Source organism: Pseudomonas putida (genome assembly GCF_022627325.1).
Taxonomy (GTDB): domain Bacteria; phylum Pseudomonadota; class Gammaproteobacteria; order Pseudomonadales; family Pseudomonadaceae; genus Aquipseudomonas; species Aquipseudomonas putida_X.
The window spans coordinates 47,887-62,376 of sequence record NZ_JAETZZ010000003.1; the positions used below are offsets into that span (position 1 = coordinate 47,887).

The window sequence follows — 14,490 nt, forward strand, 5'->3', positions numbered from 1 at the left end:
TGAAGCTGGTTGCGGGGGCTGGATTTGAACCAACGACCTTCGGGTTATGAGCCCGACGAGCTACCAAGCTGCTCCACCCCGCGACAAAGCTGGGGCGAAAGTATAAGACTGAACCCGTCGCTGGGTCAATCTAACCTCCACCTGCAAGAAAGCCCGCTAAAGCGGGCTCTCAAGCTTTAATTGGTACCGAGAAGGGGACTCGAACCCCTACACCCTATGGGCACAACCACCTCAAGGTTGCGTGTCTACCAATTCCACCACCTCGGCAATATTACTTCTTGAAACCCGTTACTTCTGCTCTTCGGCTGGAGGAGGTACGTCACCCGCTGGGGTGGTTTCGCTCTTCTGCTCCTGGAGCACCGGTACATCATCATTTACTGCCGGCTTTGGCTGTTGCACTTCCAAGACCGCTGGATCCGGAAGTCCCGCCTGACCAAGCTGGTGAGCTTGTTGCTTGGCGAAGTATCCTAACCCAAGTGCTGTCAAAAAGAAAGTGGCAGCAAGTATAGCAGTGAATTTACTCAGGAAGGTAGCAGAACCTTGGCTTCCGAACACAGTATTTGAAGCACCTGCGCCGAAAGATGCACCTGCTTCCGCACCCTTACCCTGTTGCAACAGTACCAGCACTACAAGCGACAGCGCTGCCAACAGATGAAAAACAACGATAACTGTTTCCAGCATTTGTTCAGTTTCCTGCGGCGCGACAAATTGCACCGAATTCGTCTGCGTTCAGGGATGCTCCACCAATGAGCCCCCCATCAATATCCGGCATGCCGAACAGTTCGGCCGCATTGGCCGCCTTCACGCTACCGCCGTAGAGAAGCTGCACGTTCTGCGCAACTTCGGCGTCCTTCGCTGCCAACTGCTTGCGGATGGCGGCATGCACATCCTGAGCTTGTTGCGGCGAGGCCGTCAAACCTGTACCGATGGCCCATACAGGCTCATAGGCAATTACTGCATTGGCAAAAGCGGCAATACCGAACGCGTCGATAACACTGCTTAGTTGACGCTCTACAACTTCTAGCGTCTTGCCCGCTTCGCGCTCTTCGAGAGTTTCCCCTATACAGAGCACCGGCGTCAAACCACTTTTCTGAGCAGCTGCAAACTTGCGATTAAGCACTTCTTCACTTTCACCGATAACCTGGCGACGCTCGGAGTGGCCAATCAACACCAACTTGCAACCCGCTTCAGCCAACTGACTCGGTGCAACTTCACCGGTCAGCGCACCCTGTTCGGGCTGTACTGCAGAATTCTGTGCTCCGACGATGATTCCTTTGCCTTGCAGGCCATCAATGACTTGATTGATGAACAGGGCCGGAGGAAAAACCGCGACTTCGATACCGTCGGGGATGAGCATATTGCCCAAGCCCTGAGTCAGCTCAGCGACGCTGGCGCGGGTACCGTGCATCTTCCAGTTACCAGCTACCATGGGGCGACGCATGCTTTACCTCGTCGGTCAAAGTGGGCGCAGATCTTACCCAACCAGATCTGCGCTGGCAAGCCCAATTCAGACACAAACTTCAGCGACCAGCTTGGCCAGGGCTTCGGCATGCGTGCGCACCTGGCTTTCGTCGTCACCTTCAACCATCACCCGCACCAACGGCTCGGTGCCCGACTTGCGCAACAGCACACGCCCACGCCCCGCCATGTCGTCAGTGACCTTGGCACTGGCCTCCTTGACGGCCGGATGCTCCAGGGGGTCGACCTTGCTCGCGCCAAAGCGCACATTGATCAGCACCTGTGGGCACTTGCGCAAGGCCTGGCGAGCCTGCGCCAAGGTCTCGCCGCGGCGCTTGAGCGCCAGCAGTACCTGCAGTGCGGCAATGATCGCATCACCGGTGGTGGTGTGGTTGCAGCACACGACATGCCCAGAGTTTTCACCCCCCACCAGCCAGCCGCGCTCGAGCAGCTCGGCCATCACGTAGCGGTCGCCAACCTTGGCCCGCACGAAAGGAATGTCCAGGTCCTTGAGCGCAAGCTCCAGGCCCAGGTTACTCATCAGCGTACCGACCACACCACCCTGCAACTTGCCCCGCTCGTGCAGGTCCCGGGCAATGATGAACAGCAGCTCGTCACCATCGACGATCGCGCCGGTATGGTCGACCATCAACACCCGGTCGCCGTCACCATCGAAGGCGATACCCAAGTCGGCATGGCCGACCAGTACTGCCGCCTGCAGCGACTCGATATGGGTCGAACCGCAGTTTTCGTTGATGTTCAGGCCATCAGGCTGCGCATGCAGCACCGTCACGTCGGCACCCAGCTCACGGAACACGCTCGGCGCGACTTTGTAGGTCGCACCATGGGCGCAGTCCACCACCAGCTTGAGGCCTTCGAAACCGGTGCTGGTCGGCACACTGCTCTTGCAAAACTCGATGTAGCGGCCAGCGGCATCGTTGATGCGCGAAACCTTGCCCAGCTTGCTGGAGTCGACCACCGTCATCGGCTGGTCAAGAAGCTCCTCGATCATCAGCTCGATTTCGTCGGGCAGCTTGGTGCCCTGGCCCGAGAAGAACTTGATACCGTTGTCATCGTGCGGGTTGTGCGAAGCACTGATGACGATACCCGCTTCGGCATGGAAGGTACGGGTCAGGTAGGCGATGGCCGGGGTCGGCATCGGCCCGAGCAGCAAGACGTCAGCACCTGCAGCAGAAAGGCCCGCCTCGAGCGCGGACTCGAACATGTAACCGGAAATACGCGTGTCTTTGCCCACCAGCACGCGGCAGTTACCTTGCTTGCGGAAGGCCATGCCCGCCGCCCAGCCCAGCTTGAGCATGAAGTCGGGGGTGATCGGGTATTCGCCGACGCGGCCACGGATGCCGTCGGTACCAAAGTATTTTCTGCTCATAGGGACTCCAATGTTCTTATTCGGCGTTCTGTACCGCAGCGATCATGCGCACCACATCGGCGGTCTCGGCCACATCATGGACGCGTAGAATGCTGGCACCCTTGGTCATGGCCAATGCCGCAAGCGCGAGGCTGCCGTACAGCCGCTCGCCGACCGGACGATCCAGCGTCAGGCCGATCATGCTCTTGCGTGAAACCCCCACCAGCAACGGGCGACCGAGGCTGTAGAGCGCTTCCATATGTTTGAACAGGCTGAGGTTATGCGCCAGTGTCTTGGCGAAGCCGAAACCTGGGTCGAGGATGATGCGTTCGGCACCGATGCCCGCCGCTGCGCAAGCCGCCATCCGCTGTTCAAGATAGCGCGTTACGTCAGCAGTCACATCCTCGTAATGCGGGTCGTCCTGCATGTTCCCCGGCTCACCGCGCATGTGCATCAGGCACACCGGCAGCCCGGTATCTGCCGCGGCATCGAGGGCACCATCACGTTCCAGTGCACGCACGTCGTTGATCAGGCCAGCACCGAGGCGGGCCGACTCACGCATGACGGCAGGCGTGGACGTATCGACCGAAATGACCACGTCGAGGCGACTGTTGATCGCCTCGACCATAGGCGCCACACGCTCGAGCTCCTCGGTGACCGACACCGCACGGGCACCCGGGCGAGTCGACTCGCCGCCGATGTCGATCAGCGTCGCGCCTGCCGCAACCATGGCTTCTGCATGACGCAGGGCCTCGTCGCGCTGACTGAAGCGCCCGCCATCAGAGAAGGAATCAGGGGTGATATTGAGGATACCCATGACATGGGTACGGGACAAATCAAGAACCCGGTTGCCGCAAGGCAACCGGGTCGGGTACAGCATAGAGCTCATAGATGCCCTTAGTGTTGAGCCGCTGGGCCGCCGATCGGCGATTCAGGGCGATCATTCTGGGCAGCAGGCGTGCCCGAAGTCTTATCGTCGTCCCAGTCACGCGGTTCGCGAGGCGTACGACCGGACATGATGTCGTCGATCTGGTCGGCGTCGATGGTCTCGTACTTCATCAGTGCTTCGGCCATGGCGTCGAGCTTGTCGCGGTTGTCGGTCAGCAGCTGCTTGGCAGTGGCATAGCACTGGTCGATGATGCTGCGCACCTCCGAATCGATCAGCTTGGCAGTTTCACCGGAAACACTGGCGTGCTGGCTACCGGCGCTGCGGCCGAGGAAGACCTCGCCCTCTTCTTCGGCATACATCAGCGGGCCGAGCTTCTCGGACAGGCCCCACTTGGTGACCATGTTCCGGGCAATCTGGCTGGCGCGCATGATGTCGTTCGAGGCACCGGTGGTGACGCCGTCGAAGCCCAAGGTCATTTCCTCGGCGATACGGCCACCGTACAGCGAGCAGATCTGGCTGATCAGCGCACGCTTGGACAGGCTGTAGCGGTCTTCTTCGGGCAGGAACATGGTCACACCCAGGGCGCGACCGCGCGGGATGATCGAGACCTTGTAGACCGGGTCATGCTCAGGCACCAGACGACCAACGATGGCGTGACCGGCCTCGTGGTAAGCGGTGTTCTGTTTTTCCTTCTCGGACATGACCATGGTCTTGCGCTCGGCGCCCATCATGATCTTGTCTTTGGCCAGTTCGAACTCTTTCATCTCGACCAGGCGCTTGTTGGAGCGGGCCGCGAACAGCGAAGCTTCGTTCACCAGGTTGGCCAGGTCAGCACCGGAGAAGCCTGGCGTACCACGGGCAATGACCGCCGGGTTGACGTTTTCGCCGATCGGCACCTTGCGCATGTGGACCTTGAGGATCTGCTCACGACCACGGATGTCCGGCAGGCCGACCACCACCTGGCGGTCGAAACGGCCAGGACGCAGCAAGGCCGGGTCCAGTACATCCGGACGGTTGGTGGCGGCGATGACGATGATGCCATCATTCATTTCAAAGCCGTCCATCTCGACCAGCAACTGGTTGAGGGTCTGCTCACGCTCGTCGTGACCACCGCCCATGCCGGCGCCACGGTGGCGACCAACGGCGTCGATCTCGTCGATGAAGATGATGCATGGAGCGTGCTTTTTGGCCTGCTCGAACATGTCGCGCACACGGCTGGCGCCCACACCGACGAACATCTCGACGAAGTCCGAACCGGAGATGGTGAAGAAAGGCACCTTGGCTTCGCCGGCAATGGCCTTGGCCAGCAAGGTCTTACCGGTACCCGGTGGGCCAACCATCAACACGCCACGCGGGATGCGCCCGCCCAGGCGCTGGAACTTGCCCGGGTCGCGCAGGAACTCGACCAGCTCGCCGACTTCTTCCTTGGCCTCGTCGCAACCTGCGACGTCGGCCAGGGTGGTCTTGACCTGGTCTTCGGACAACAGGCGCGCCTTGCTCTTGCCGAAACTCATCGGCCCGCCCTTGCCGCCTGCACCGCCCTGCATCTGGCGCATGAAGAACATGAACACGGCGATGATCACCAGGATCGGGAAGCTGGCCACCAAAAGCTGAGTCCAGATGCTCTGCTGCTCAGGCTGCTTGCCTTCGACGACCACGTTATTGTCGACCAGGTCGCCGATCAGGCCGTTATCGGTAATGGCCGGGCGAACGGTCTTGAAGCTGTCGCCATCGGAGCGCTTGCCGGTAATGATGTAGCCATCGACGGTAACACGCTCGACCTTGCCATCCTTGACCTGCTGGATGAAGTCGGAGTAGTTGAGGGTCTGCGGCTCGTTAGGGCTGGAGAAGTTGTTCATCACCGTCACCAGGACAGCTGCGATGATCAACCACAGGATCAGATTCTTTGCCATGTCGTTCAATTCGCTACCCTCTGAGGCCGGCGCACGACGCAGCCGTGCCTCGCATGATATTCATCGCCCTAACTTACTACATTACCTACGCAACCGCAGGCACCGTCTGTAACCCTTTGTGAAATCTAGACTACACGAAGTTCGGACAATCCAGACGGGGCGGCCGATTGGAAATAACTATCGACCACCCCGCAGCACGCCATTCAAGCGCCCTTGAAACCCCTACCCAACAGGTACTGTTCACGCGAGCGGTCCCGCGAAGAGGACGGTTTGCGCATCTGCACCTTGTCGAACTTGGTGCGAACATCCTTCAGGTACATGTCAAAGCCTTCGCCCTGGAAAATCTTGATGAGAAAATCACCACCGGGCTTGAGTACACGTGTTGCCAGGTCCAGGGCCAACTCACAGAGGAACATTGCACGTGGCATGTCCACTTCAGGCGTACCACTCATATTGGGGGCCATGTCGGAAATCACAAGGTCTACGTGCGAATCACCGACAGCGTCGAGAATTTGTTGCAGCACCTCATCCTGGGTGAAGTCGCCCTGAATGAAGGTAACGTCAGGGATCGAGTCCATTTCCAGAATGTCGGAAGCGATCAGGCGGCCTTGGCCACCAATCAGACGACTGGTCACCTGCGACCAACCGCCAGGGGCTGCGCCGAGGTCGATCACGCTCATGCCGGGACGGATCAGGCGGTCCTTTTCCTGGATCTCCAGCAGTTTGTAGCTTGCGCGCGAGCGGTAGCCATCCTTCTGCGCCTGCTTAACAAAAGGGTCGTTAAAATGCTCTCGCAGCCAGTTGGCGCTGCTTTTGGAACGTTGTACCACGGGGCACCTCGATGATATGCGTCGTGTTTGACTGGGCGGAGCCACAGGCCCTCGGGTAAAATGCCCGTCAATTTTACAGAATCAGACGGAAAGGGTCAGATTATGCCGCTCAATAACGAGCAGAAGAAGCAATACAAATCCATTGGTCATGACCTGAAACCGGTCCTGATCGTTGCTGGCAACGGTTTGAATGAAGGCGTGATCGCTGAACTGGACCGCGCCCTGGCCGACCATGAGCTGATCAAGGTCGAAATTCGCTCGGAAGATCGCGAAGAGCGCGCCGAGACCATCGCAGAGCTGTGCAAGCAAGGCCGCGCCGAGCTGGTGCAGACCATCGGCAAGAAAGCGCTGATCTACCGCAAGAACCCGCAGCCGAACAAGCAGCTGTCCAACATCCACCGTTACAAGTAACGGTGGCGCCGCTCAGTGGCGCGCTTGACGCGCCCTGACCGGTACCGGTTGAGCGACCAGCACGATGCCGGAAAACCCCAGCACCAGGAAACAGAACATCTGCCAGCGCTCGCCGACCGAGATACCGTAGCGCAAGGTGTAGTACCCCACGCAGGCCGCAAAGCCCAGCAACAGCATCTGGCCACGGAATTGCCGCCACCAGGCAGCCAGGCCATCGACCCTCGCCAGCACCGCCAGCTGCGTCAGCAGCCCGAGCATCGCCACACCTATCAACCAACGGTCGATCTGCCCGGCGATGTCCTGTACCAGCAAGGGCGCCAGGCCACTGACCTTGAGCGCAGGCACCAGCCCCACATGGAACACCCAAAGGCCACCGACCCAGAAAACCTGGGCCAGCTGCCAGAGGATCCCCTCGAGGGATGGCGCCCGCTGGCGCCGGTCAGATGTGCTTGACTTCGACAATCTCGTACTCGACCGAGCCGCTTGGCGTCTTGACGACGACAGTATCACCTTCTTCCTTGCCGATGATGGCACGGGCGATCGGTGCGCCACTCGAGAGCTTGCCTTGCTTCACGTCGGCTTCATCCTCGCCAACGATCTGGTAGCTCACCTCTTCATCGGTTTCAGTGTTGGCCAGCACCACAGTGGTACCGAAAATCACCTTGCCGGTGTGAGGAATAGTGGTCACATCGATCACGACCGAGTTCTGCAGACGGCCTTCGATGTCGCGGATACGCGCCTCGACCATGCCCTGCTCCTCACGGGCGGCATGGTATTCGGCATTTTCCTTGAGGTCGCCCAGTTCGCGCGCTTCGCCAATGGCCTGACTCAGGCGCGGGCGCTCGGTCTTGCTCAGGAACAGATGTTCCTCTTCCAGGGCGCGAGCGCCCTGAACGGTCATCGGATACTTGGTAATGCTCATGCTTTAAGTCCTGCATGCAGATCCTGCAAGCGACGAACGGTCTTTTCGGGGCCGAATTTCAGCGCTTCGCAGATGGCTTCACCAGCCGCAATGGTCGTGGTGCAGTAGATCTTGTGCTGCAACGCATTGCGACGAATCGAATAGGAGTCAGCAATCGACTGACGGCCTTCGGTGGTGTTGATGATCAACGACACTTCGTCGTTCTTGATCATGTCGACCACGTGCGGACGACCTTCGGTCACCTTGTTCACGCGGCGCACTTTCAGGCCCGCTGCCTCGATGACCTTGGCAGTACCTGCAGTAGCGACCACTTCAAAGCCCAGGGCGATCAGGTCGCGGGCAACGCCAGCCACTTGCGGCTTGTCGTCGTCACGTACGCTGATGAACGCGGTACCGCCCGTTGGCAGCACTTCGCTGGCACCCATCTGGGCCTTGGCGAACGCTTCACCGAAGCTGTCACCGACACCCATGACTTCACCCGTCGATTTCATCTCAGGGCCGAGGATCGGGTCAACCCCCGGGAACTTGGCGAACGGGAAGACGGCTTCCTTGACGCTGTAGAAGTTCGGGATGATTTCCTGGGTGAAGCCCAGCTCTTTCAGGGTTTTGCCAGCCATGACGCGGGCAGCGATCATCGCCAGGGAAGTGCCGATGCACTTGGACACGAACGGCACGGTACGCGAGGCGCGCGGGTTGACTTCGATCACGTAGATCTTGTCGCCCTGCAGGGCCAGCTGCACGTTCATCAGGCCAACCACGCCCAGCTCCAGTGCCATCTTGCGCACCTGGTCGCGAACCTGGTCCTGCACGTCCTTGCTCAGCGAGTAAGGCGGCAGCGAGCACGCCGAGTCACCGGAGTGAACACCGGCCTGTTCGATGTGCTGCATGATCGCGCCGATGACAACGTCGGTGCCGTCGCAGACCGCATCCACGTCCATCTCGATGGCGCAGTTGAGGAAGTGGTCGAGCAGTACCGGGCTGTCGTTGGACACTTGCACGGCTTCACGCAGGTAGCGCTTGAGCTCGTCCAGTTCGTAGACGATCTCCATCGCGCGGCCGCCCAGTACGTAGGACGGGCGCACCACCAGCGGGTAACCGATACCGCCCGCGGCACGGATGGCTTCTTCTTCGCTGCGCACGGTGGCGTTTGGCGGCTGCAGCAGGTTCAGGCGCTGAACCATCTGCTGGAAGCGCTCACGGTCTTCGGCACGGTCGATGGCATCCGGGCTGGTACCGATGATCGGTACGCCGGCCTCTTCCAGGGCGCGCGCCAGTTTCAGTGGGGTCTGGCCGCCGTAGTGGACGATGACGCCCTTGGGCTTCTCGACGCGGCAGACTTCCAGCACGTCTTCCAGGGTCAACGGCTCGAAGTACAGACGGTCGGAGGTGTCGTAGTCGGTGGAGACGGTTTCCGGGTTGCAGTTGACCATGATGGTCTCGTAACCGTCTTCACGCAGCGCCAGTGCCGCGTGCACGCAGCAATAGTCGAACTCGATGCCTTGGCCGATACGGTTCGGGCCGCCACCCAGGATCATGATCTTGTCGCGGGTCGACGGGTTGGCCTCGCACTCTTCCTCATAGGTGGAGTACAGGTAGGCGGTATCGGTGGCGAACTCGGCAGCGCAGGTGTCGACGCGCTTGTACACCGGGAACACTTCCAGCTTGTGGCGGTGACGGCGCAGGTTCTTGTCGGTGATACCGAGCAGCTTGGCCAGACGCTGGTCCGAGAAGCCCTTGCGCTTGAGGCGCAGCATGTAGTCCTTGTCGATCGCCGACAGGGCCAGGGTCTTGACCTTCTCTTCTTCCTTGATCAGGTCTTCCATCTGCACCAGGAACCACATGTCGATGCCGGTCAGGGCGAAGATCTCTTCGCAGGTCATACCCGAACGCATGGCGTCAGCCACGTACCAGATACGCTCGGCGCCCGGCACGGTCAGCTCGCGCTTGAGGATGCTGGCGGCTTCAGGGCTGGCCAGGTCGACTTTCGGGTCCAGGCCGCAAGCACCGACTTCCAGGCCGCGCAGGGCTTTCTGCAGGGACTCCTGGAAGGTACGGCCGATGGCCATGACTTCACCCACGGACTTCATCTGGGTGGTCAGGCGGGCGTCGGCTTTCGGGAATTTCTCGAAGGCGAAGCGTGGCAGCTTGGTGACGACGTAGTCGATCGACGGCTCGAAGGACGCCGGGGTACGGCCGCCCGTGATGTCGTTCTGCAGTTCGTCGAGGGTGTAACCAATGGCCAGCTTGGCGGCGATCTTGGCGATCGGGAAGCCCGTTGCCTTGGAAGCCAGCGCCGAGGAACGCGAAACACGCGGGTTCATCTCGATCACGACCATGCGGCCAGTGTTCGGGCAGATACCGAACTGCACGTTGGAACCGCCGGTTTCAACGCCAATTTCACGCAGCACCGCCAGCGAGGCGTTGCGCATGATCTGGTATTCCTTGTCGGTCAGGGTCTGCGCTGGCGCCACGGTGATGGAGTCACCGGTGTGCACGCCCATCGGGTCGAAGTTTTCGATCGAGCAGACGATGATGCAGTTGTCCTTTTTGTCGCGGACCACTTCCATCTCGTACTCTTTCCAGCCGATCAGCGATTCGTCGATCAGCAGCTCTTTGGTCGGCGACAGGTCCAGACCACGGGTGCAGATTTCTTCGAACTCTTCACGGTTGTAAGCGATACCACCGCCGGTGCCACCCATGGTGAACGACGGGCGGATGATGCAGGGGAAGCCAAGCTTCTCAAGGACCGCATTGGCCTCTTCCATGCTGTGGGCGATACCGGAGCGCGGGCACTCCAGGCCGATGTCCTTCATGGCCTTGTCGAAGCGCGAACGGTCTTCGGCCTTGTCGATGGTGTCGGCGTTGGCACCGATCATCTCTACGCCGAACTTCTCCAGCACGCCGTGGCGCTCCAGGTCCAGGGCGCAGTTCAGTGCGGTCTGGCCACCCATGGTCGGCAATACGGCGTCCGGGCGCTCTTTTTCGATGATCTTGGCCACCGACTGCCACTTGATCGGCTCGATGTAGGTGGCGTCGGCCATGGCCGGGTCGGTCATGATGGTGGCTGGGTTGGAGTTCACCAGGATGACGCGGAAACCTTCCTCGCGCAGGGCTTTACAAGCCTGGGCGCCGGAGTAGTCGAATTCGCAGGCCTGGCCGATCACGATCGGGCCAGCGCCGAGAATCAGGATGCTTTTGATGTCTGTACGTTTTGGCATGGTGGTCACTCAAATCCGGGGTCAGTCGGCAAGCCGCTTTGAACAATCTGGGTCAGGCGCGGCCGGGCGCGGCAGGTGCCGGCCCGGGGCCTTGAAGCAGGATGCTCAGCGGCGCTTGGCCATGGCATCGGTGAAACGATCGAACAGTGGCGCGACGTCGGTCGGGCCCGGGCTCGCTTCAGGGTGGCCCTGGAAGCTGAACGCGCTCTTGTCGGTACGCTCAATACCCTGCAGGGTGCCGTCGAACAGCGACTTGTGGATGGCGCGCACGTTACCCGGCAGGGTGGCTTCGTCTACGGCGAAACCGTGGTTCTGGCTGGTGATCATGACCACGCCGGTGTCCAGGTCCTGGACCGGGTGGTTGGCACCGTGGTGGCCGTGGCCCATTTTCACGGTCTTGGCGCCGGAGGCCAGGGCCAGCAGCTGGTGGCCGAGGCAGATGCCGAACACCGGGATCTCGGTTTCGAGGATCTCTTTGATCGCCTGGATGGCGTAGTCGCATGGCTCCGGATCACCAGGGCCGTTGGACAGGAACACGCCGTCCGGGTTGAGCGCGAGCACTTCGCTGGCCGGGGTCTGGGCAGGCACCACGGTCACGCGGCAGCCGCGGGCGACCAACATGCGCAGGATGTTCAGCTTGACGCCGTAGTCGAAGGCGACAACGTGGTACGGCAGCTCGGAGGCTTCCAGGGTCGGGTGGCTGTCGGTTTTCAGCTCCCACACGCTGGAGCGCCACTCGTAACGCTCCTTGGTGGAAACGACCTTGGCCAGGTCCATGCCCTTGAGGCCGGGGAAGGCGCGGGCCGCGGCGATGGCGGCTTCTTCGCTGATGTTGTCACCAGCCAGAATGCAGCCGTTCTGAGCGCCCTTTTCACGCAGGATACGGGTCAGGCGACGGGTGTCGATGCCGGCGATGGCAACGACATTGTTGGCCTTGAGGTAGTCAGGCAGCGACTGGGTGTTACGCCAGTTGCTGGCCAGCAGCGGCAGGTCACGGATGACCAGGCCGGCGGACCAGACGCGGTTCGACTCGGCATCTTCCGGCGTGGTACCAGTGTTGCCGATGTGCGGGTAAGTCAGGGTAACGATTTGCTGCGCGTAGGAAGGGTCTGTAAGGATTTCCTGGTAGCCGGTCATAGCGGTGTTGAATACCACCTCACCAACGGTCTGACCGTCGGCTCCGATGGCTTCACCGCGAAAAATACTGCCGTCGGCAAGGGCGAGTATGGCTGGCTTTGTCAAGAAGACCTCCCGTAAATCAAGCATGAAAGGGCGATCGCAGGTTGCAAAAAAGCGGAGTGACGTATGGACACGTCACCCCGCTTTTATGTGCTGAATTCAATTCGCTGCGCGCTTTTAGTGGACACACTAAAGCTGTAGCTTACAGAAAAGTGCTTTTTTGGTCTACCGCAAATGTGCCTCTAAAACACATGATTGCGACGGGGGCGCCTTGCACCCCATCGCCGGCAAGCCGGCGATGGGGCCATCACAGTCGCCGCAAGACTCAGCGCAGTTCCAGCACATCCTGCATGTCGTACAAGCCCGCCTCACGCCCGTCCAGCCACAGCGCGGCACGCACCGCACCCTTGGCGAAGGTCATGCGGCTGGACGCCTTGTGGGTGATTTCCAGGCGTTCACCTTCTGCGGCGAACAGCACGGTGTGGTCACCGACCACATCGCCGGCACGCACGGTGGCGAAGCCGATGGTCTTGCGATCACGCGCCCCCGTCTGGCCCTCACGGCCATACACCGCCACTTCCTGAAGGTCACGGCCCAGTGCATTGGCCACCACCTCACCCATGCGCAGCGCAGTGCCTGACGGCGCATCGACCTTGTGCCGGTGGTGCGCCTCGATGATCTCGATGTCGACATCATCGCCCAGCACCCGCGCGGCCATGTCCAGCAACTTCAGGCTGAGGTTGACGCCTACGCTGAAGTTGGCGGCGAAGACGATCGGGATGTCCTTGCCCGCCTCGGCCAACAGCAGCTTCTCGTCGCTGGTGAAACCGGTGGTGCCGATGATCATGGCCTTGCCATGCTTACGGCAGAACGCCAGGTTCTTCAGGGTCACCGAAGGGTGAGTGAAGTCGATCAGCACATCGAAATCGTCGGCAACCTTGGCCAGGTCATCCGACAGCGGCACACCGATACGGCCAAGGGCCGCCAACTCACCGGCATCCGCCCCGACCAGCGAGCTGTCCGGGCGATCGATCGCCGCGGTCAGCCCGGCACCTGGGGTTTGCTGCACAGCTTCGATCAGGGTTTTGCCCATCCGCCCTGCCGCGCCCATCACTGCAATACGTCGCATAGCCTGTTCCTTGTCAGAGATCGCCGAAGAAGCGCTTCACGCCATCGAACCAGCCATTGGCCTTGGGCGAGTGGGAGCTGTCACCTTCGAGCGAGTCGCGCAGCTCTTCGAGCAGTTCACGCTGGCGACGGCTGAGGTTGACCGGGGTCTCGACCGCAACGCGGCACAGCAGGTCACCCGCACCGCCACCACGCACCGGAGCCACACCCTTGCCACGCAGGCGGAACTGCTTGCCGGTTTGAGTGCCTTCCGGGATCTTGAGCTTCACACGACCATCGAGGGTCGGCACTTCCAGCTCGCCACCCAGAGCGGCATCGGTATAGCTGATGGGCACTTCGCAGTAGAGGTGCTTGCCGTCACGCTGGAAAATCTCGTGCTCACGCACGTTGATCACTACGTAAAGGTCGCCAGTCGGGCCACCGTGAGTGCCCGCCTCGCCTTCGCCGGACAGGCGGATACGGTCACCCGTGTCGACGCCGGCTGGCACCTTGACCGACAGGGTCTTGTATTCCTCGACGCGGCCTTCACCGTGGCAAGCATTGCAAGGGTCGGTGATGATCTTGCCCTGGCCATGGCAGCGCGGGCAGGTCTGCTGCACAGAGAAGAAGCCCTGCTGCATGCGCACTTGGCCGATACCGCCGCACGTTGGGCAGGTCGATGGCGTCGAACCCTTCTTCGCACCGCTGCCGTCACAGGGCTGGCAATTGACCAGCGTCGGCACACGAATACTGACCGTGGTGCCGCGCACGGCTTCTTCCAGGTTCAGTTCCAGGGTGTAGCGCAGGTCGCTGCCGCGCGCAGCGCCACCACGACCACCGCCACGCCCACCACCGAAGAAGTCACTGAACACATCGCCAAAGATGTCGGAGAAGTTGGCGCCACCAAAGCCTGCACCGCCGCCACCCATGCTCGGGTCGACACCGGCGTGACCATACTGGTCGAACGCGGCCCGCTTGCTCGCATCAGACAGCACTTCGTAGGCCTCGTTGGCCTCCTTGAACTTGTCTTCGGACTCTTTGTCGCCCGGGTTGCGGTCCGGGTGGTACTTCATCGCCAGGCGGCGATAAGCCTTTTTCAGGTCTGCTTCACTGGCGCCGCGCTCGACACCCAGGACCTCATAATAATCACGCTTGGACATAGGTCATTTGCACCTTGTTGGGCGTTCGGCATCC

At 60.9% G+C, this 14,490-nt stretch carries 13 protein-coding genes and 2 tRNA genes; 1 reads left to right on the forward strand and 14 read right to left on the reverse strand.

Features of this window, described 5'->3' with window-relative positions; translation table 11 throughout:
* Positions 1–6: 6 nt before the first annotated feature.
* The 8 genes from JNA92_RS05970 to rlmE form a co-directional block, all read right to left on the reverse strand.
* A tRNA-Met gene (locus tag JNA92_RS05970) sits at positions 7–83 on the reverse strand.
* A 98-nt stretch (positions 84–181) separates the two neighbouring features.
* Positions 182–267 (reverse strand) — tRNA-Leu (locus tag JNA92_RS05975).
* 21 nt (positions 268–288) lie between these two features.
* On the reverse strand, positions 289–681 hold the full coding sequence (secG, locus tag JNA92_RS05980; RefSeq protein WP_241803846.1) for a preprotein translocase subunit SecG: 393 nt from the start codon (positions 679–681) through the stop codon (positions 289–291).
* Positions 682–685: 4 nt separating this feature from the next.
* The gene (gene tpiA / locus JNA92_RS05985) at positions 686–1,441 is read right to left on the reverse strand and encodes a triose-phosphate isomerase (RefSeq protein WP_241803847.1); all 756 of its coding nucleotides are present in this window, start codon (positions 1,439–1,441) and stop codon (positions 686–688) included.
* 66 nt (positions 1,442–1,507) lie between these two features.
* Complete coding sequence (gene glmM, locus JNA92_RS05990; protein WP_241803848.1) at positions 1,508–2,848, reverse strand: phosphoglucosamine mutase; 1,341 nt, start codon at positions 2,846–2,848, stop codon at positions 1,508–1,510.
* Positions 2,849–2,864: 16 nt separating this feature from the next.
* Positions 2,865–3,716: a dihydropteroate synthase gene (gene folP, locus JNA92_RS05995; protein ID WP_241803849.1), complete on the reverse strand. Its 852-nt coding sequence runs from the start codon at positions 3,714–3,716 to the stop codon at positions 2,865–2,867.
* An 8-nt stretch (positions 3,717–3,724) separates the two neighbouring features.
* A complete protein-coding gene (gene ftsH / locus JNA92_RS06000; protein WP_241803850.1) occupies positions 3,725–5,629 on the reverse strand; it encodes an ATP-dependent zinc metalloprotease FtsH in 1,905 nt (634 codons plus the stop codon).
* A gap of 203 nt (positions 5,630–5,832) precedes the next feature.
* Positions 5,833–6,459: a 23S rRNA (uridine(2552)-2'-O)-methyltransferase RlmE gene (rlmE, locus tag JNA92_RS06005; RefSeq protein WP_241803851.1), complete on the reverse strand. Its 627-nt coding sequence runs from the start codon at positions 6,457–6,459 to the stop codon at positions 5,833–5,835.
* Between the two features lie 102 nt (positions 6,460–6,561).
* Here rlmE and yhbY point away from each other — a divergent pair, with 102 nt between their 5' ends.
* On the forward strand, positions 6,562–6,870 hold the full coding sequence (yhbY, locus tag JNA92_RS06010) for a ribosome assembly RNA-binding protein YhbY (RefSeq protein WP_241803852.1): 309 nt from the start codon (positions 6,562–6,564) through the stop codon (positions 6,868–6,870).
* A 12-nt stretch (positions 6,871–6,882) separates the two neighbouring features.
* Here the strand turns inward: yhbY and JNA92_RS06015 are convergent, their stop codons facing one another.
* From JNA92_RS06015 to dnaJ, 6 genes are all read right to left on the reverse strand, one after another.
* Positions 6,883–7,332, reverse strand: a complete 450-nt coding sequence (locus JNA92_RS06015; protein ID WP_241803853.1) for an MFS transporter — start codon at positions 7,330–7,332, stop codon at positions 6,883–6,885.
* Positions 7,310–7,792, reverse strand: a complete 483-nt coding sequence (gene greA / locus JNA92_RS06020) for a transcription elongation factor GreA (protein WP_012312644.1) — start codon at positions 7,790–7,792, stop codon at positions 7,310–7,312. The genes JNA92_RS06015 and greA overlap by 23 nt, the downstream gene beginning before the upstream one ends.
* Complete coding sequence (carB, locus tag JNA92_RS06025) at positions 7,789–11,010, reverse strand: carbamoyl-phosphate synthase large subunit (protein WP_241803854.1); 3,222 nt, start codon at positions 11,008–11,010, stop codon at positions 7,789–7,791. The genes greA and carB overlap by 4 nt, the downstream gene beginning before the upstream one ends.
* Positions 11,011–11,115: 105 nt before the next feature.
* Positions 11,116–12,252, reverse strand: coding sequence for a glutamine-hydrolyzing carbamoyl-phosphate synthase small subunit (gene carA / locus JNA92_RS06030; RefSeq protein ID WP_241803855.1), 1,137 nt, complete (start codon positions 12,250–12,252; stop codon positions 11,116–11,118).
* Positions 12,253–12,514: 262 nt separating this feature from the next.
* Positions 12,515–13,318: a 4-hydroxy-tetrahydrodipicolinate reductase gene (dapB, locus tag JNA92_RS06035; RefSeq protein WP_241803856.1), complete on the reverse strand. Its 804-nt coding sequence runs from the start codon at positions 13,316–13,318 to the stop codon at positions 12,515–12,517.
* 13 nt (positions 13,319–13,331) lie between these two features.
* Positions 13,332–14,456 (reverse strand): molecular chaperone DnaJ, encoded by a 1,125-nt coding sequence (dnaJ, locus tag JNA92_RS06040; protein WP_241803857.1) that lies wholly within the window; start codon positions 14,454–14,456, stop codon positions 13,332–13,334.
* Positions 14,457–14,490 lie beyond the last annotated feature (34 nt).